The organism is Sandaracinobacteroides sayramensis (genome assembly GCF_022014495.1).
Lineage (GTDB): Bacteria > Pseudomonadota > Alphaproteobacteria > Sphingomonadales > Sphingomonadaceae > Sandaracinobacteroides > Sandaracinobacteroides sayramense.
Window position 1 is genome coordinate 466,846 of sequence record NZ_JAKLSQ010000001.1, and the last position, 18,715, is coordinate 485,560.

Annotated in this window: 14 protein-coding genes; 11 read left to right on the forward strand and 3 right to left on the reverse strand. The window is 68.7% G+C overall.

All coding sequences use genetic code 11. From position 1 onward, the window contains the following. Positions 1-42 precede the first annotated feature (42 nt). The 8 genes from L6Q21_RS02135 (at position 43) to L6Q21_RS02170 (ending at position 8,899) form a co-directional block, all read left to right on the forward strand. Positions 43-2,532: a penicillin-binding protein 1A gene (locus L6Q21_RS02135; protein ID WP_237828815.1), complete on the forward strand. Its 2,490-nt coding sequence runs from the start codon at positions 43-45 to the stop codon at positions 2,530-2,532. A gap of 70 nt (positions 2,533-2,602) precedes the next feature. Then, the gene (locus L6Q21_RS02140) at positions 2,603-3,991 is read left to right on the forward strand and encodes a peptide MFS transporter (protein WP_237828816.1); all 1,389 of its coding nucleotides are present in this window, start codon (positions 2,603-2,605) and stop codon (positions 3,989-3,991) included. A 12-nt stretch (positions 3,992-4,003) separates the two neighbouring features. Further along, positions 4,004-5,132, forward strand: a protein-coding gene (gene prfB / locus L6Q21_RS02145; protein ID WP_237828817.1) for a peptide chain release factor 2 whose coding sequence is annotated in 2 segments (ribosomal slippage) — positions 4,004-4,072 and positions 4,074-5,132 — 1,128 coding nt in all. Because the reading frame shifts where the segments join, the coding sequence is not laid out codon by codon here. Next, positions 5,122-5,808, forward strand: a complete 687-nt coding sequence (scpB, locus tag L6Q21_RS02150; protein WP_237828819.1) for an SMC-Scp complex subunit ScpB — start codon at positions 5,122-5,124, stop codon at positions 5,806-5,808. Before prfB ends, scpB begins: the two co-directional genes overlap by 11 nt. Positions 5,809-6,012: 204 nt before the next feature. Then, the gene (locus L6Q21_RS02155; RefSeq protein ID WP_237828821.1) at positions 6,013-6,261 is read left to right on the forward strand and encodes a twin-arginine translocase TatA/TatE family subunit; all 249 of its coding nucleotides are present in this window, start codon (positions 6,013-6,015) and stop codon (positions 6,259-6,261) included. A gap of 34 nt (positions 6,262-6,295) precedes the next feature. Next, positions 6,296-6,649 carry a Sec-independent protein translocase protein TatB gene (tatB, locus tag L6Q21_RS02160; protein WP_237828822.1) on the forward strand — a complete coding sequence of 118 codons (354 nt, stop codon included), beginning with the start codon at positions 6,296-6,298 and terminating at the stop codon, positions 6,647-6,649. Next, positions 6,646-7,434: a twin-arginine translocase subunit TatC gene (tatC, locus tag L6Q21_RS02165; protein WP_237828823.1), complete on the forward strand. Its 789-nt coding sequence runs from the start codon at positions 6,646-6,648 to the stop codon at positions 7,432-7,434. Before tatB ends, tatC begins: the two co-directional genes overlap by 4 nt. A gap of 19 nt (positions 7,435-7,453) precedes the next feature. Beyond that, complete coding sequence (locus L6Q21_RS02170; RefSeq protein WP_237828824.1) at positions 7,454-8,899, forward strand: NAD-dependent succinate-semialdehyde dehydrogenase; 1,446 nt, start codon at positions 7,454-7,456, stop codon at positions 8,897-8,899. Here L6Q21_RS02170 and L6Q21_RS02175 read toward each other — a convergent pair. Then, entirely contained in the window at positions 8,896-10,347 is a 1,452-nt protein-coding gene (locus tag L6Q21_RS02175) for a lipopolysaccharide biosynthesis protein (protein WP_237828825.1), read from the reverse strand. The two genes, L6Q21_RS02170 and L6Q21_RS02175, sit on opposite strands and share 4 nt — an antisense overlap. 113 nt (positions 10,348-10,460) lie before the next feature. On the opposite strand from L6Q21_RS02175, the gene L6Q21_RS02180 reads away from it, so the two are divergent. Next, entirely contained in the window at positions 10,461-11,807 is a 1,347-nt protein-coding gene (locus L6Q21_RS02180; protein ID WP_237828826.1) for an MFS transporter, read from the forward strand. A 17-nt stretch (positions 11,808-11,824) separates the two neighbouring features. On the opposite strand, the gene L6Q21_RS02185 is transcribed toward L6Q21_RS02180, so the two are convergent. Then, positions 11,825-12,907 carry a GGDEF domain-containing protein gene (locus tag L6Q21_RS02185; protein ID WP_237828828.1) on the reverse strand — a complete coding sequence of 361 codons (1,083 nt, stop codon included), beginning with the start codon at positions 12,905-12,907 and terminating at the stop codon, positions 11,825-11,827. Positions 12,908-13,062: 155 nt separating this feature from the next. Here L6Q21_RS02185 and acnA point away from each other — a divergent pair, with 155 nt between their 5' ends. Next, on the forward strand, positions 13,063-15,747 hold the full coding sequence (acnA, locus tag L6Q21_RS02190; protein WP_237828829.1) for an aconitate hydratase AcnA: 2,685 nt from the start codon (positions 13,063-13,065) through the stop codon (positions 15,745-15,747). Between the two features lie 180 nt (positions 15,748-15,927). After that, a complete protein-coding gene (locus tag L6Q21_RS02195; RefSeq protein WP_237828830.1) occupies positions 15,928-16,713 on the forward strand; it encodes a hypothetical protein in 786 nt (261 codons plus the stop codon). 348 nt (positions 16,714-17,061) lie between these two features. On the opposite strand, the gene L6Q21_RS02200 is transcribed toward L6Q21_RS02195, so the two are convergent. Beyond that, a complete protein-coding gene (locus L6Q21_RS02200; protein ID WP_237828831.1) occupies positions 17,062-18,711 on the reverse strand; it encodes an ABC-F family ATP-binding cassette domain-containing protein in 1,650 nt (549 codons plus the stop codon). Positions 18,712-18,715 lie beyond the last annotated feature (4 nt).

Below are 18,715 nucleotides of genomic sequence, written 5' to 3' on the forward strand. Positions count from 1 at the left end.
TTTCCCCTGTCGCCTGCGCGAAGTCGGCGCTAAAGGGGGCCGATGGAGTCAAGCCCGGAAGCCCAGTCCCCCCGGTTCACGGATCGCCTGAAGCAACTGCTGGCGCGCATCCCGCGCAGCCTCCTCTGGCTGCTGGCGGCGCTGGGCGTGCTCGGCCTCGCCGGCATCGGCCTCCTCTGGTTCCTGATCGGCCGCGGCCTGCCGGATGCCGCCAGCCTCGCCAACTACCAGCCGCCGCTCCCCACCACGCTCCGCGCGGACGACGGCACCCCGTTCCACAGCTTCGCCAGAGAGCGGCGAATCTACCTCCCCTATGCGGAAATCCCGGCGGTCGCGATCCAGGCCGTGACCTCGGCTGAAGACAAGACCTTCTTCGAGCATTCCGGCCTCGATTACGCCGGCATCGCCAACGCCGTCCTCGTGAATGTGCAGTCGCTCGGGTCCGACAGGCGCCCGATCGGCGCTTCCACCATCACCCAGCAGGTGGCCAAGAACCTGCTGCTCACCAACGAGGTCTCGATCGCCCGCAAGCTGCGCGAGGCGATCCTCGCCCGCCGGATCGAGCAGCTCTTCACCAAGGAGCAGATCCTCGAACTCTATCTGAACGAGGTGTTCCTCGGCCGGAGCGCCTATGGGATAGAAGCCGCGTCGCAGGCCTATTTCGGCAAGCCCGCGGCCGAGCTGCGGGCCGAGGAAGCCGCCCTCCTCGCCGGCCTGCTGAAGGCGCCGTCCGCCTACAACCCCGCCACCAACCACAGCCGCGCCATGGAAAGGCGCAACTATGTGCTGGGGGAAATGGCGAAGAACGGCCACCTCACGCAGGCGCAGGCGCGCACGCTGCAGGCCACCCCCATCGACACCACCAACACCGGCGTCCCCAGCCTGCAATCCGATGTCGGCGGCTATTTCATCGAGGAAGTCCGCCGCCAGCTCATCGAGCGCTTCGGCGAGGACGCGCAAAGCGGCCCCAACAGCGTCTACGCCGGCGGCCTCTGGGTCCGCACCACGATCGATCCCGTGGTCCAGGCCGCCGCCGAAAAGGCGCTGCGCAACGGCCTCCTGCGCTACGATTCCGGCCGCGCCTGGCGCGGCCCGGTCACCAGCATCGAAACCGGCGAGGGCTGGGCGCAGCGCCTGCGCACCGCCAATATCGGCGTCGGCTACCCGGAATGGCGCGCGGCGGTCATCCTCGAAAAGACCGGCGGCGGCCTCACCATCGGCCTGACGGACGGCAGCACCGCCCACATGTCGAACGGAGACGCCGCGCGCCCGCGAAACGGCATCCCCGCCTGGCAGCAGCTGAAGCCGGGCGACGTCGTCCCTGTCACCCGCATTTCCGGCCGCAGCTACGCGCTCCGCCAGATCCCGGAAGTCTCCGGCGCCATGGTCGTGCAGGAACCGCAGACCGGCCGAATCCTCGCCATGGTCGGCGGCTTCGACGTGCGCGGCTCCAGCTTCAACCGCGCCACGCAGGCGATGCGCCAGCCCGGCTCCAGCTTCAAGCCCTTCGTCTACGCGGCGGGCCTCGACAATGGCATGACACCGGCCTCCATCGTCTCCGACGCCCCCTATTGCGTCTACCAGTCGCGCGCGCTCGGCACCAAATGCTTCCGCAACTTCGGCGGCGGCTACGCCGGCGCGCAGACCATGCGCTGGGGTCTCGAACAGTCGCGCAACCTGATGACCATCCGCATCGCCTACAACAGCGGCATGGACAATGTGGTGAAGCTGGCGAAGGATCTCGGCATCGGCGACTATCAGCCGGTCCTCGCCATCGCGCTCGGCGCCGGCGAAACCACGCCGGCGAAGCTCGTCAACGCCTATTCCATGCTCATCAACAACGGCAAGGCGGTGGAGCCCGTCCTCTTCGACCTCGTGCAGGACAGGCACGGCAAGGTCATCTACCGCGCCGACAGCCGCCCCTGCGAAGGCTGCAACGCCACCCGCTGGCAGGGCCAGCAGATGCCCCGCCCGGCCGACAACCGCCGCCAGGCGATGGACGCCCGCACCGCCTATCAGGTCACCCACATGATGGAAGGGGTGATCCAGCGCGGCACGGCGGTGACGCTCCGCTCGCTCGGCGTCCCGATCGCCGGGAAGACGGGCACCACCACCGGCCCCAAGGATGTCTGGTTCGTCGGCGGCACCCCCAATTTCGTCGCCGGCCTCTACATCGGCCACGACAAGCCCCGGAACCTCGGCGGCCTGCAGGGCGGCACCTTCGCCGCCCCCATCTGGAAGCAGTTCTACACCGAGGCCTTCAAGGACAGTCCGCCCGATCCGGACCCCTTCCTTGCCCCGCCGGGCGTCCGCATGGTCCGCGTCGACCGCCGCTCGGGCCAGCGCGTCTACGGCACCTGGCCGTCGCTGGACCCGAAGGCCGGAGTCATCTGGGAAGCCTTCAAGGCCGACAGCGAGCCGCGCCGCATCTACCGCAGCGCCGACGATCTGAAGGCCCTGCAACCCGTCCAGCCCAAGGCCCGCGTCAAGTCCGACAGCGACTTCCTCCGCCAGCAAGGCGGCATCTACTAGCCCCCTCTCCCCCGGCCGGGGGAGAGGGAAACGCCCTTCCACAGCCCAAACATCCGCGCTAGCAACGCACATGGCCACAACCGCATCCGCCGCCGAAGCGGCCCCCGCAGCAGACCGCGCCTTCCTCGGCCACCCCAAGGGCCTCGGCTACCTCTCCTTCTCGGAGGCGTTCGAGCGCTTCTCCTATTACGGGATGCAGGCGCTCCTCGTCCTCTACATGGTCAAATATCTGCTGCTTCCGGGCAATATGGAGCGCGTCTGGCTGCTCCGCCCGCTGCAATCGCTGCTCGGCGGCCTCGAAGGCCAGCCGCTCGCCTCGGCGATCTTCGGCCTCTACACCAGCCTCGTCTATCTCACCCCGATCCTCGGCGGCCTCATCGCCGACCGGCTGCTCGGCCGCCGCCTCACCGTCCTCATCGGCGCCATCACCATGGCGGTCGGCCACTTCCTGATGGCGTTCGAGCCGGCCTTCCTGCTGGCGCTTCTCTGCCTCATCCTCGGCACCGGCCTCTTCAAGGGCAATATCGCCAGCCAGGTCGGCGGCCTCTACGGCGCGCAGGACAACCGCCGCGCAGACGCCTTCCAGATCTTCTATCTCGGCATCAACGCCGGAGTCATCGCCTCGCCGCTGATCGTCGGCACGCTCGGCGAAAAGGTCGGCTGGCACTGGGGCTTCGGCGCCGCCGGCATCGGCATGCTGATCGGCCTCGGCATCTACATCGCCGGCCAGAAGCACCTCCCGAAGGATCCGCCCATCCAGCGCGGATCCGGCGAGAAGATCCGCCTGACATCGGCCGAAAGGAAGCAGACGCTCGGCCTCCTCGCCCTCATCCCGGTGATGGCGATCGCCATCATCCCCAACAACCAGATCTTCAACGCCTATCTCGTCTGGGGCGACGGCGCCTTCGACCTCGCGTTTGGAGACACCCGCCTCCCCACCACCTGGCTCGTCACGCTGGACGCCATCGTCTCCGTCTCCTTCCTCGCCGGGGTGGCGCTCTTCTGGCGCTGGTGGGGCAGGAAGCACAAGGAGCCGGACGAGCTCGGCAAGATCCTGATCGGCAGCCTCTTCACCACCGCCGGCATGCTGACGCTCGCGTTCGCCGCCGCCACGCAAGGCGGCGGCAAGATCGGCCTCGCGCTTCCCGTCCTCTTCCATGTGCTGAACTCGATCGGCTTCGCGCACATCATGCCGGTCACGTTGGCGCTCTTCGCCCGCGTCGCCCCGGCGCCGCTCAACGCCACCGTCATCGGCCTCTATTATCTCGCCTTCTCGGCCGGGAACTGGCTGGTCGGCCGCATCGGCGGCCTCTTCTCCACGATGGACGCCGCCAGCTTCTGGCTCCTCCACGCCGGCCTCGCCGCCGGGGCCGGCCTCGGCTTCCTGCTTTTCCGCCTGACGGTCTGGCGCGGCGTCAACAGCCGAAAAGACTTGCGGACCGAGCCGCCCGCCGCCTAGACGACGCCGATCATGCGTGCAGAAGCCCAGAACCATATCGACAAAATCCAGCAGGCGCTCGCCCTGCTGAGGAGGTTTCTTTGACTGGGATCGCGCTCTCCAGAAGCTCGACCAGCTGAACCACCGCGCCGAAGACCCGACCCTTTGGAATGACCCGAGGGCGGCGCAGGAACTGATGCGCGAGCGCCGCAAGCTCGACGAGGCGATCACCGCCACGAAGAAGATCGAGTCCGACCTTGCAGGCACGGTCGAACTGATCGAGCTCGCCGAAATGGAGGGCGACGAAGCCCTGGTCGACGAAGGCGTGAAGGCGCTCGCCGAGCTGGAAGCCAAGGCCGAGCACGACAAGGTCGAGGCGCTGCTCTCGGGCGAAGCGGACGGCCTCAACAGCTTCATCGAAATCAACTCCGGCGCCGGCGGCACCGAAAGCCAGGACTGGGCGGAAATGCTGCAGCGCATGTATATGCGCTGGGGCGAACGCCGCGGCTTCAAGGTCGAGCTGATCGACTACAACGCCGGCGAGCAGGCGGGCATCAAGTCGGCCACCATCCTCCTGAAGGGCGAAGGCGCCTTCGGCTGGGCGAAGACGGAATCCGGAGTCCACCGCCTCGTCCGCATCAGCCCCTACGACAGCGCCGCGCGCCGCCACACCAGCTTCTCCTCGGTCTGGGTCTATCCGGAGATCGACGATTCGATCGAGATCGACATCAAGGAGTCCGACTGCCGGATCGACACCTATCGCGCGTCCGGCGCCGGTGGCCAGCACATCAACACCACCGATTCGGCGGTCCGCATCACCCACCTGCCCAGCGGCATCGTCGTCGCCTGCCAGACGGAGCGATCGCAGCACAAGAACCGCGCCACCGCCTGGAAGATGCTGCGCGCCCGCCTCTACGAGGCCGAGCTGCAGAAGCGCGAGGCCGAGGCGAACGCCGTCAACGCCACCAAGACCGACATCGGCTGGGGCCACCAGATCCGCTCCTACGTCCTCCAGCCCTATCAGCTGGTGAAGGACCTGCGCACCGGCCTCACCAGCACCTCCCCGCAGGACGTGCTGGACGGCGCGCTGGACCCGTTCATGGCGGCCGCCCTCAGCCAGCGCGTCACCGGCGAAAAAGCCGATGTCGAAGATGTCGACTGAGCCACCAACGGAAGAACCCCTTCCCTCCAGGGCAGGGGCAGGGCTGGGGGCGACCCGCAAACCCAACGCCCCCGCCGATCAAATCCCCCCGGACAGCTACACACGCCGGGTGGAATCCGTCCTCTTCGCCGCCGCCGAACCGCTCTTGCCGTCCGACATCCGCGCCTATGCCGGCGAAGGCGACCTCGGCGCCGCGCTCGAAACGCTGGTCGCCGATTATGCGCCGCGCGGCGTCAACCTCGTGCAGCGCGGCGGCCGCTGGCTGTTCCAGACCGCGCCCGACTGCGCCTCGGTGCTGGAACGCGCCCGCGAGGTGCCGAAGAAGCTCGGCCGCGCCGCGCTGGAAACGCTCGCCATCATCTCCTACCACGAGCCGGTCACCCGCGCCGACATAGAGGAGATCCGCGGCGTGCAGACGGCGCGCGGCACCCTCGATTCGCTGATGGAGGCGGGCTTCGTCCGCCCCGCCGGCCGCCGCGAGACGCCGGGCCGGCCGATGCAATATGCCACCACCCCCGCCTTCCTCGCACACTTCGGCCTCGAAACCCGGCGCGACCTCCCCGGTCTCGCCGAACTGAAGGCGGCCGGCCTCCTCGACCCGCTGCCGGAAGAAAGCTCCGCCTTCCCCCCGGCCGAGCCGCAAGAAAGCGAAAGCGGCGAAAATGGACCGCTCTGACTGCAATCCGCCACTCCGTCACCCCGGGCACGACCCGGGGTCCAGCTTTTTGACGGCGCAACCTTTCTCCAGAACCCGGCCGACCCCCGGGCCGGGCCATGAAGACGGCAATGGGCAAAACGGCTCCGCACTGGCGCCGGGCGACGCGAACGACTAGATGAGGCAGGGTCCGGGCCACGCAAGGCCCCCAGAGGAGTGAACATCATGGGCAGCATGAGCATCTGGCACTGGGTCATCGTCGCCCTCGTCGTGCTCCTGCTCTTCGGCAAGGGCCGCATCTCCGAGATGATGGGCGACCTCGCCAAGGGCATCAAATCCTTCAAGAAGGGCCTGGCGGACGAGGAAAACGCCCCTTCTGCTCCGGCTGCGTCCACCCCGGCCGCGCCGCCGGCGCAGGTCACGCAGCAGCAGGCCCCCACCCCCACGGCAACGCCGGACCAGGCGCCGCGCTGAGGCGCCGGCGCCCGCTCGCTGAAGGCCGGAAACCATGTTCGAGATCGGCGCAACCGAACTCCTGCTGATCGCCGTCGTCGCGCTCATCGTCATCGGCCCGAAGGAGCTGCCGAACGCGCTGCGCACGGTCGGCCGCTACACGGGCAAGGCCCGCGCCATGACGCGCCATCTGCGCTCCGGCTTCGACGAGATGATGCGCCAGGCCGAACTGGAGGAAATGGAAAAGCAGTGGGCCGAGCACAACCGCAAGATCATGGCGGAAACCCCCTTCGCCGAAACTGAAAACCCCCTCTCCCCTCATGGGGGGAGGGCCGGGGAGGGGGGTGGGGCCACCCCCACAGACCCCTCCGCCGAAAGTCCCCCACCCTCCGAACGCCCGCTGCCATGAAGGACATAGACGACAGCAAGGCCCCGCTCCTCGATCACCTGATCGAGCTGCGCACCCGCCTGCTCTGGTCGGTGGGCGCGATCCTCATCGCCTTCTTCCTCTGCTTTGCCTTCGCGCAGGAGATTTTCGCCCTCCTCGTGCGCCCCCTCGCCGCCGCCGGGCAGGACAGGGTGATCTTCACCCAGGTGTTCGAGGCTTTCTTCGTGCAGGTCCGCGTCGCCTTCTTCGGCGCGCTGATGCTCAGCTTCCCGGTGGTCGCCACCCAGCTCTGGCGCTTCGTGGCGCCGGGCCTCTACCGGCAGGAGAAGCAGGCGCTCGCCCCCTTCCTCGCCGCCACCCCCTTCCTCTTCGCGCTGGGCGCCTGCTTCGCCTATTTCGTCGCCATCCCGACGGCGCTCAAATTCCTGCTCGGCTTCCAGGGCGACCTCGGCAACAGCGGCGTCAGCCAGGAGGCGCTGCCCTCCGTCGGGCAGTATCTCAGCTTCATCATGCAGTTCCTCTTCGCCTTCGGGGTGGCCTTCCTGCTGCCGGTGCTGCTGATGCTGCTGAACCGCGCCGGCATCGTCACCCGCGAGCAGTTGCTCGGCTTCCGCCGCTATTTCATCGTCGCCGCCTTCATCATCGCCGCCATCTTCACCCCGCCCGATGTCGTCTCGCAACTGCTGCTCGCGGTGCCGCTGATCATCCTCTACGAAATCAGCCTGATCGCCATCCGCCTCACCGACCGCCGCAAGCCGGCGGAGGAAACCGCCCTCGCCGCCACCGAGGAAAAACCCGCCGAATAGCGCCTTCAGGAGAGTGAAGATGCCCCTCCCGCTCGATCGCCCGGACCTGCTGCGCGGCGCCAATCGCATCGCCGGCCGCTGGATCGAAGCCGGCGGCGACGGCATCCCGGTCACCAACCCGGCCACCGGCGAAACGCTCGCCCACGTCCCCCGCTCCGGCCGCGCGCAGGCCGCAGAGGCCATCGCCGCTGCCGAGGACGCCATGCCGCAATGGGCCGCCCTCACCGCGAAGGCCCGCGCCACGGTTCTGCGCCGCTGGTTCGAGGCGATCATGGCCAACCAGGCCGACCTCGCCGCCATCATGACGGCGGAGCAGGGCAAGCCGCTCGCCGAATCCATGGGCGAGATCGCCTACGCCGCCAGCTTCATCGAATGGTTCGCCGAGGAGGGAAAGCGCGCCTATGGCGACGTCATCCCCGCACATGCGGCGGACCGGCGGATCCTCGTCCTGAAGCAGCCCGTCGGAGTCGCGGCCGCCATCACGCCGTGGAACTTCCCGGCGGCGATGATCACCCGCAAGGCCGGCCCGGCGCTCGCCGCCGGCTGCCCGATGGTGGTGAAGCCGGCCACCGCCACGCCCTTGTCGGCCATCGCCCTCGCCATCCTCGCCGAGGAGGCCGGCCTCGACCCGCGCCTGCTCTCGGTCATCACCGGCAGCGCCTCGGCGATCGCCGCCGAATTCACCTCGAACCCGGCGGTGCGCAAGCTCAGCTTCACCGGCAGCACGGAAATCGGCAAGCAACTCTACGCCGCCGCCGCGCAGAATGTGCAGAAGATCAGCCTGGAACTCGGCGGCAACGCCCCCTTCATCGTGCTCGACGACGCCGACCTCGACGCGGCGGTCGAAGGCGCCATCCAGTCGAAATTCCGCAACGCCGGCCAGACCTGCGTCTGCGCCAACCGCATCTACGCCCAGAGCGGCATCCACGACGCCTTCGTCGAGAAGCTTGCCGCCCGCATCGCCCGGCTGAAGATCGGCAACGGCGCCGAGCCGGGCGTCGACATCGGCCCGTTGATCGACATGGCCGCCGTCGAAAAGACCGAGGAGCATATCGCCGACGCCGTGTCGAAGGGCGCGAAGCTCGTCGGCGGCGGCGAAAGACAGGGCGGCACCTTCCTCTCGCCCGCCCTCCTCACCGGGGTGACCGCCGAAATGGCGGTCGCAACGGAGGAAACCTTCGGCCCGCTCGCCCCGGTCTTCCGCTTCGAAACCGACGAGGAGGCGATCGCCGCCGCCAACGCCACCCGCTTCGGCCTCGCCGCCTATTTCTACGGGCAGAATCTCGGCCGCGTCGTCCGCCTCGCCGAGCGGCTGGAATATGGAATCGTCGGAATCAACAGCGGCCTCATCAGCACGGAAGTGGCGCCGTTCGGCGGGATCAAGGAATCCGGGATCGGCCGCGAAGGCTCCCGCTATGGCCTCGACGAGTATCTGGAAACAAAATATCTCTGCATCGGTATCTAGCCGCGCCGCCGGAACAAGGCCCGATCCTCCGCGCGGAAGCCGAATTTCCAGATCGCCGCCCCGAACAGCAGCAGCACCCCCGGAATGGCGACGACCATCTGCGGCAGCTCCGGCAAGGCCCGCGCGGCATAGCCGAAGGCAAAGGCGAGGGCACCGGCCGCCAGCAGGCTCCAGCGCCACATGCCCACATCCGCCCCCAGCACCCGCCCCAGCACGACCTGCCGGACGATCGCCGCCGCGACCAGCCCCAGCAACAGCGCGCCCGCCGCCCCCTCGCCGCCGAAGGCGGGGATCAGAAGCAGGCTCAGAACCGCCTGCAGCAGCAGCCCGCCGACGGCGATCACCAGATTGAAGCGCGGCCGCGCATAGATCAGGCCCATTTCGGAAACGCTGCTGGTGGCCGCCGCCAGCTCCGCCGTCAGCAGCAGCGCCATCACCGCCGCGCCCACCGCGAACTCCGGCCCGAACAGCCCCATCACTCCCTCGCCCGGCAGGCCCAGCGCCAGCACCACGGGAATCTGGAAGGCCAGCACCCAGAAGCCCACCTGCCGGATGTGGGCGGCGGCCTCCGCCGGCCGCCCGGCCTTCAGGGCGGTGGACAGCATCGGCGCCAGAATCGGGTCGAAGCTCACGCGGATCTTCCCGGCCAGCGTCGCCACCTGCTGCGCCACATAATAGATGCCCACCATCTCGGCGCCGGCAAATCGTCCCAGCAGGAACACATCCAGCCGCCGGATCGACCATTCCACCAGATCGGCCCCGGCCAGAGGCAGGTTCCGCGACGCCATCCCCCACATCCGCCCGAAGGAAGGCCGCCAGCCTTGCACCGGCCCGAACAGACGCAACGCCGGCCAGAGCGAGGCGGCGCAAGCCGCCAGCATCGAAAGCGCATAGGCGATCAGCAAGCCGTCCCGCTGCCAGGCGGTGAAGGCCAGCGCCGTCGCGGCGATGGTCAGCACCCAGGGCTCGACCAGAGACCGGGCGCGCACCGCCACATCGATCCGGTGCCGAAAGGCGAGGCCCGAAAGCGCCACATCGCTCATCACCGCCGCCGGCACCACCAGCGCCAGCCAGCGCTCGCCGCCGCGCACCTCGCCGCCGGGCAGCATCAGCCCCGGCACCAGCATCAGCACGCCGGCCCCCAGCAGCGCCAGAAGCAGGGTCAGCAGCAGCCCGTCGGCCAGCACATGCGTCTGCGGGCGCCCGCCATGCGCCATTTCCGAGGCCAGCCCCCGCTTCAGCCCCAGGGTGGCGATCGCCGCCACGAACTCCACCACCATCGTCGCATAGGCGAAACGCCCAAGCTCCTCGGCGCCGTAGAGCCGCGCGGCCAGCACCAGGAACGGCAGCCGGGCGCCAAGCCGCAACAGGAAACCCGCGAAATTCGTGCGCCCGCCCTTCGCCAGCGCCTGCACGGCGGTCCTGCGGCTCTCCTCCGTCTCACCCATCGACAGGCCCCTAGAGCAAACCCCCTGCCTCCCACAACTGATCGGTATCGCGCCCTAGCCTCGGCCCATCCTTTTCGGCACAATCGACGGGGAGAGAGAGTGGAAAGGTCAGCATGCGGGTAAGGCTCAAGCATCTGCTCGCATGGTGCGGGCCATGTCTGCCGATTTCGGCGCTCGGCCTGCCGCTGGTCGTCTACCTTCCCCCGCATTACGCCGGCACGCTGGGGCTTCCGCTCGCCACCGTCGGCTTCATCTTCGCCTTCGTGCGAATCATCGACATCCCCATAGACCCGCTGCTCGGCGCGTGGATGGACGGCACCCGCAGCCGCATCGGCCAGTTCCGCCCCTGGATTCTCGGCGGCGGCTTCGTGCTGGCGGCCGGCGTCTGGCTCCTCTTCATGGCCAGGCCCGGAGTCACCGCGACCATGGCGTTCCTCAGCCTGCTGCTGCTCTACATCGGCTGGTCGATGGTCTATCTGGCGCAGACGGCCTGGGGCTCCCGCCTCTCGCCCGACTATACCGAGCGCACCCGCATCTTCGGCTTCTGGACGGCGGCCAACGCCTTCGCCACGCTGCTGGTGCTGCTGATCCCGCCGGCGATCGCCTTCTTCGGCCTGGCGGGCGGCCCCTCCTCCAGCGTCCACGCCATGGGCTGGTTCGTGCTGGCGCTCATCCCGCTCACGGTCGCCGCCGCCATCACCCTCGTCCCCGAAGGCGAAGCCGCCGGCCCGCAGCACCGCATCCGCTTCGCCGACGTCCGCCGCGTCATGGCGGACAGGCGGATGCAGCTCCTCCTGCTGGGGGACCTGCTGCTTTCCGTCGTGCCCGGAATCACCGGCGCCCTCTTCCTCTTCTTCTTCACCGCCGCGCGCGCGATTCCCGCCGGCACGGCCTCCGCCCTGCTGCTCGGCTATTTCCTCGCCGGCCTTCTGGCCGCCCCGCTCTGGGTGAAGGGCGCGTCGCGCTTCGGCAAGCACCGCATGGCGGCGCTGGCCGGCTTCTGGCTGGGCGCCGCCCAGCTCGGGGTATGGGCGATCCCGGAAGGCGCGATCGCGCTCACCGCGCTCGCCTTCCTGCTGGCCGGAGCGCCGATTTCAGCCCCTCCCTTCCTGCTGCGCGCGATGCTGGCCGATCTGACGGACGCGCAGGAGCTCGACCGCCGCCGGAGCGGCGACATGGCGGCCGACACCACCGGCCTCAACTATGCGCTGCTCACCGCCACGCAGAAACTGGGCTATGCCATCCCAGTAGGCCTCACCTATCCGATCCTCGGCCTCATCGGCTTCGACCCGACGCCGGGCGCCAGCAACGGCCCGTCGGCGATCGCCGGCCTCACCGCCCTCTATGTCGGCCCACCCTTCCTGCTCGGGGCGCTCGCCGCCTGGCTGATCTGGCGCTGGCCGATCACCGCCGAGGTGCACGCCCGGATCCGCGCCGAGCTTCAGGAAACCCAACCCTGACGGCATAATCGCTTGCCCTAACCGGCCGACCGCTCGGGCAGCACCCGGTCCCGCCCGGCCCGCTTCGCGGCGTAGAGCGCGGCATCGGCGCGGTCGATCAGGCTTTCCGGGCTGTCGCCCGCGCGCAACTGCGCCACACCGGCGGAAAAGCTGATTCGCCCCAGGCTCACCCCGTCGTCCGCCCGCCGCAACAGCTGCCGCGCCAGGATCGCCCGGCTGCCGTCCAGCGCGGCCGCCGCCTCGGCCAGAGTCAATCCGGGCAGCGCCACCAGAAACTCCTCGCCGCCATGGCGCCCGGCAAAGGCCCGCTCGCCCGCCGTCCGCCGCGCGCAGCCCTGCAGATGCCCGCCGACGCAGCGCAGCACCTCGTCGCCGATGGCGTGGCCCCACAGGTCGTTCACCCGCTTGAAATGGTCCACATCCACCAGCCCCACCGCCAGCGGCACCCCCTCGCGCAACGCCCGCGCCTGCGCCCGCTTCAGCGCCTCCAGAAGCCCGCGCCGGTTCAGGAGCCCGGTCAGCGGATCGGTCCGCGCCGTCCGCTCGGCGCTTTCCAGCCGGTCCAGCAGGCGGCCGGTCTCCAGCCGGGTTTCCTTCATATCGGCTTCCAGCCGCCGGTTCACCGCCATCATCTGCGCATTGGCGCGCCGCAGCCGCTGCACCATGTCCGCCAGCTCATGCGCGGTGCGGCTCACGCGCAGCGCCTCGTCCTCGGCGGCAATGGCGGCGTCATAGGCGCGAAGGTCGCTGTGGCCCCGGTCCAGCCGTTCCGCCAGCAGCACGGCGCTTTCCTGCGCCGCCTCCACCAGCGCCAGCAATTCCGCGCCGGCGATATCGCCCAGATGCGCGCGCCGCAGCGCCTTCACCTGCTCCGGCCCCAGCTCTCCCGCCAGCAAGGCCCGCTCCACCCCCCGGCAAAGCGCGGCATCGGCGCCCCCCACATGCAGGTAGAGCAGCTCATAGGTCTCCGGCTCGGGCGCCAGCCCGGTCCGCAGCAGCAAGTCCCGCACCGCGTCGAATCGCAACAACTCCGGATGTGGCCCGGCATGATCCCGAGCCCCGGCCTCGCGCACGGCCTGCAACTGGCCCGTCTGTTCCATGCCCTGCACCTCATCCTTCGGCGGCTCTGTCCGGATAACGGCCGGCTCAGGGCGCCTTTAGACCCCTACGAAAGGCCGGGGGCGCTTGCCGCCTGCGATAGGTCGTTCTAGGACGGCCCCGCATTGCACGGAATCTGGATACGAGGATCTGAAGAATGACCGCCATCGGCCACGACAAGCTTTCCACCCGCCGCAGCCTCTCGGTCGATGGCAGGCAATATGATTATTTCAGCATCGAGGCCGCGCAGGCCCACATCGGCGACGTCTCGCGCCTGCCTTTCTCGATGAAGGTGCTGCTGGAAAACCTGCTCCGCTTCGAGGACGACTTCACCGTCAAGACGACCGACGTCGAAGCCATGGCCCATTGGCTGAAGAACCCCGGCGGCGACCATGAGATCCAGTATCGCCCGGCCCGCGTGCTGATGCAGGATTTCACCGGCGTCCCCTGCGTCGTCGACCTCGCCGCCATGCGCGACGCGATGACGAAGCTCGGCGGCGACCCGCAGAAGATCAACCCGCTGGTCCCCGTCGACCTCGTCATCGACCACTCGGTCATGGTCGACGAATTCGGCACCCCCAAGGCCTTCGACCAGAATGTCGAGCTGGAATACGCCCGCAACATGGAGCGCTACGAGTTCCTGCGCTGGGGCTCCTCCGCGCTCCGCAACTTCCGCGTCGTGCCGCCCGGCACCGGCATCTGCCACCAGGTGAACCTCGAATATCTGGCGCAGACCGTCTGGGTGTCCGAAGCCGCCGACGGCGCTGAGATCGCCTACCCCGACACGCTCGTCGGCACCGACAGCCACACGACGATGGTGAACGGCCTCGGCGTGCTGGGCTGGGGCGTCGGCGGCATCGAGGCGGAAGCCGCGATGCTCGGCCAGCCGGTCTCCATGCTCATCCCGGAAGTCGTCGGCTTCAAGCTCACCGGCAACCTCGCCGAAGGCATGACCGCGACCGACCTCGTGCTCACCGTCACCCAGATGCTGCGCAAGAAGGGCGTCGTCGGCCGCTTCGTCGAATTCTACGGCCCCGGCCTCGACAATCTGTCGCTCGCCGACCGCGCGACCATCGCCAACATGGCGCCGGAATATGGCGCCACCTGCGGCTTCTTCCCCGTGGACGACAAGACGCTGGACTATCTGCGCCTCACCGGCCGCGACGACCACCGCATCAAGGTGATCGAAGCCTATTGCCGCGCCCAGGGCATGTGGCGCGACGCCGCGACGCCCGATCCGGTCTTCACCGACACGCTGGAACTGGATCTCGCCGCGGTCCTCCCGTCGCTCGCCGGCCCCCGCCGCCCGCAGGACCGCGTGCTGCTCAACCAGGCGGACGAAGCCTTCGAAGCCGAACTGCTCGGCGGCTATGGCAAGTCGGAAAACCCGGATGAGCGCGTCGCCGTCAGCGGCGAAGCGCACGACCTCGGCCACGGCGATGTGGTGATCGCCGCCATCACGTCGTGCACCAACACCTCCAACCCGAACGTGCTGGTGGCCGCCGGCCTCGTCGCCCGCAAGGCGCGCGCGCTGGGCCTCAACCGCAAGCCCTGGGTCAAGACCAGCTTCGCCCCCGGCTCGCAGGTCGTCACCGACTATTTCGACCGCGCCGGCCTCACCGCCGACATGGACGCGCTCGGCTTCAACCTCGTCGGCTATGGCTGCACCACCTGCATCGGCAACTCCGGCCCGCTGCCCGAGCCGATCTCGGAAGCCATCAACAAGAACGACCTCGTCGCCGTCTCGGTGCTCTCGGGCAACCGCAACTTCGAAGGCCGCGTCTCGCCGGACGTGAAGGCGAACTATCTCGCCTCGCCGCCGCTCGTCGTCGCCTATTCGCTCCTCGGCTCGATCCGTTCGGACATCACCGAAACCCCGCTCGGCCAGAAGGCCGACGGTTCGGACATCTTCCTGAAGGACATCTGGCCGACCAACGGCGAAGTCGCCGAAATGGTGCAGCAGGCCGTCACCCCGGAAATGTTCCGCTCGCGCTACGCCGACGTCTTCAAGGGCGACCGGCACTGGCAGGCGATCCGCGTGACGGGGGGAGACACCTATGCCTGGAACGCCGGCTCCACCTACGTCCAGAACCCGCCCTATTTCGAAGGCATGACGATGACCCCGGCCCCCGTCGCCGACATCGTCGACGCCAAGGCACTGGCCTTCCTCGGCGACTCGATCACCACCGACCACATCAGCCCGGCCGGCTCGATCAAGGCCGACAGCCCGGCCGGCACCTATCTCACCGATCGTCAGGTGCCCAAGGCCGAATTCAACAGCTACGGCTCGCGCCGCGGCAACCATGAAATCATGATGCGCGGCACCTTCGCCAACATCCGCATCCGCAACCGTCTGGCGCCGGGCACCGAAGGCGGAATCACCACCTACCTGCCCACCGGCGAAGTCATGCCGATCTACGACGCGGCGATGAAGTACAAGGAAACCGGCACGCCGCTCGTCATCCTCGCCGGCAAGGAATATGGCACCGGCTCCAGCCGGGACTGGGCGGCCAAGGGCACCAACCTGCTCGGCGTCCGTGCCGTCATCGCCGAAAGCTTCGAGCGCATCCACCGCTCCAACCTCATCGGCATGGGCGTCCTCGCTCTGCAGTTCGTCGACGGCCAGTCCGCCGAGAGCCTCGGCCTGAAGGGCGACGAAAGCTTCACCTTCGACAGCCTGCAGGCGCTGAAGCCGCGCCAGAAGCTGAAGGTCGGCTTCACCCGCCCCGACGGCACCGCCGGCAGCTTCGAAACGCTGTGCCGCATCGATACCGAGAACGAGATCGAATATTTCTACGCCGGCGGCATCCTCCCCTACGTCCTGCGCAAACTCGCAGCCTGACGAAGAACCCCTCCTGCAGGGGAGGGGCAGAGGGGTGGTGGCGTCCCGCCAGCGCAACGACACGGCAAAAACAGAACGGGCGAAAACAGGACGAGCGCGGAGGGACTTCCCCCGCGCCCGTCTTTTTTCTAAAGCCCATTCACGCCACCGCCACCCACCGGCCGGCAAGAGATTCCGCCGATGCTCCGCCTCACCAGCCTGTCCCGCCCGGATCGGCGCCTTTCCGAAGGCGCCCGGCAACGCGCGGCGGGGCTGCTCGGCGTGGCGCTCATCCATCTGGCGCTCGCCATCCTCCTCCTCTCCCTCGCCCCGGCCGTCGTCCGCCAGAAGGTGGCGGAGATGGTGATGTTCAGCGTCGACGTCGCCCCGGAAGCGCCAGAACCGGACGAGCCGGAAACCCCGATCGAAACCCCCGAACCCGCCGAAAGCCGGCCGCGCCCCGCGCCGCCCACCCCGCCGGAACCGCTCGACCAGCCGCAACCTCCACCCCCCGAGCGCCCCCGCGTCGAAATCCCGCTGGACCTGCCAACGCCCGTCCCGGAGGCAACCCCACCCCCAGCCACAGCGCCAGCCCCGCCAGCGCCGATGTTCGGCCCCCCGGCCCCGCGCCGCAACGCGGCCGACACCGCCGACACCCCGCGCGTCGAAGGCTCAGGCCCCAATGGCGAGCCCCTCTACGCCGCCGCCTGGTACCGCGAACCCTATGACGACGAGCTGAAAGGCTATCTCTCCACCGCCCGAGGCCCCGGCTGGGGCCTGATCGCCTGCCGCACCGCCCCGGACTACCGAGTCGAAGATTGCGTGATCGTCGGCGAATATCCGAACGGCTCCGGCATCGCCCGCGCGGTCCAGGCCGCCGCCTGGCAATTCAAGGTCCGCCCGCCCCGGATCGCGGGCCGCTACAAAGTCGGCGAATGGGTGCAGATCCGCATCGACTACGGCACCGAGCCAAGACGGCGGGGATAGCGCCTCCGGCAGCCAGGGCTTTGCCCTGGACCCAGCAGGGGCGTGACGCCCCTGCACCCCCAATTCTCGACGCAGCGCCAAACCGGCCGAGCCGCTTAGGCAACCAACCTCCCATCCCGTCACCCCGGGCTTGACCCGGGGTCCAGCTTTCTGCCTCCACAGCCGCGCGCGCACCCGATTCGATTGCCTGCGGCGCTCGAACCAACCAGCGCCGCAGGCAGTAAACTATCGAATCAGCACAACCTCCCCGCAAACCCCGAGAACCGGGGGTGCAGGGGCGTCACGCCCCTGCTGGGTCCAGGGCAAAGCCCTAGCCGCCGGAGGCAGCCCCACCGTACCCCACCACCACTACCACCGAACCCCCTTCTGCTTCTTCTGCGGCTTCCCCGCCGGCACCGCCTTCGCCGCTTGTTTCGGCTTCTCCGCCCCCTTCGCTTTCCGCCCCAGGATGAAGTCGGTGTAGTCGTCCAAAGAGCCGTTGAAGTCCTTAGCTGTCCCCGAATCCACCAGCAGCAGCCGGTCAGCGGCCAGTTCCAGCATGTGCCGGTCGTGGGAGACCAGCACCACTGCCCCGCCGAAGCCGTTCAGCGCCTGCACCAGCGCCTCGCGGGTATCTACGTCCAGGTGGTTGGTCGGTTCGTCCAGGATCAGCAGGTGCGGCGCGTCGCGGGTGATCAGCGCCAGCGCCAGCCGCGCCCGCTCCCCGCCGGACATTTCGCTGACCTTCTGCGTCGCGCGCGGCCCGGAAAAGCCGAACCGCCCGAGCTGCGCTCGCACCGCCCCCGGGGTCGCGCCCTGCATCTGCCGGGTCATATGCTCCAGCGGCGTGTCGCTGCCGTCCAGTTCCTCCACCTGATATTGGGTGAAATAGCCCACCTTCAGCTTGCCGGGCGCGTGGATTTCCCCTTCCATCGGCGGCAACTGCCCCGCCAGCAGCCGCGCCAGAGTCGTCTTGCCGTTGCCGTTGCGGCCCAGCAGCGCCAGCCGGTCGTCCGGGTCCACCCGCAGGTTCAGCTTCGTCAGGATCGGCTTCCCGGCCTCATAGCCGACGGCCGCCATGTCCATGGTGATCATCGGCGGCTTCATTTCCTCGGGGCTGGGGAAATCGAAGCTCAGGCTGGGGTCTTCCACCAGCGCCGCGATCGGCTGCATCTTCGCCAGCGCCTTCTGCCGGGATTGCGCCTGCTTGGCGGTGGAGGCCCGCGCCGAGTTCCGCGCGATATAGTCCTGCAGCTTCGCCCGCTGCGCGTCCTGCGCCGCCCTGGCGGCCGCCTGCTGCGCCAGCCGCTCGGCCCGCTGCCGCTCGAAGCTGTCGTAGCCGCCGGTGTAGAGCGTCACCTTGCCGCCCTCCAGATGCAGGATGGCGTCCACCACATTGTTCAGCAGGTCGCGCTCGTGGCTGATCACCACCATCATGCCCGGATAGGATTTCAGGAAATTCTCCAGCCACATGGTGGCTTCCAGGTCGAGGTGGTTGGAAGGCTCGTCCAGCAGCAGCAGGTCCGGCTCGGAAAACAGCAGCGCCGCCAGCGCCGCGCGCATTTTCCAGCCGCCGGAATAGCTGGCGAGCGGCCGGTTCTGCATCTCCTCGTCGAAACCCAGCCCCACCAGGATCCGCGCCGCGCGCGAAGGCGCGGAATAGGCGTCGATCGCCATCAGCCGCTCATGAATCTCGCCGAAGCGATCCATGTCCTCGCAGCTTTCCGATTCCGCCATCAGCGCCGCCCGCTCGGTGTCGGCGGCCAGCACCAGGTCGATGGGGGTGGTCTCCCCGTCCGGGGCCTCCTGCGCGATATAGCCGATGCGGGTGCCGCGCGGCATTTCCAGCTTCCCCTCATCGGGGTCGATGAATCCCATCATCACCTTCATCAGCGTGGACTTGCCCGCGCCGTTGCGGCCGATCAGCCCGATGCGGCTCTTCCCCGGCAGCGCCGCCGAGGCCTTGTCGATGATGGTGCGCCCGCCAAGGCGCACGGTGATTCCATTGATGTTCAACATAACG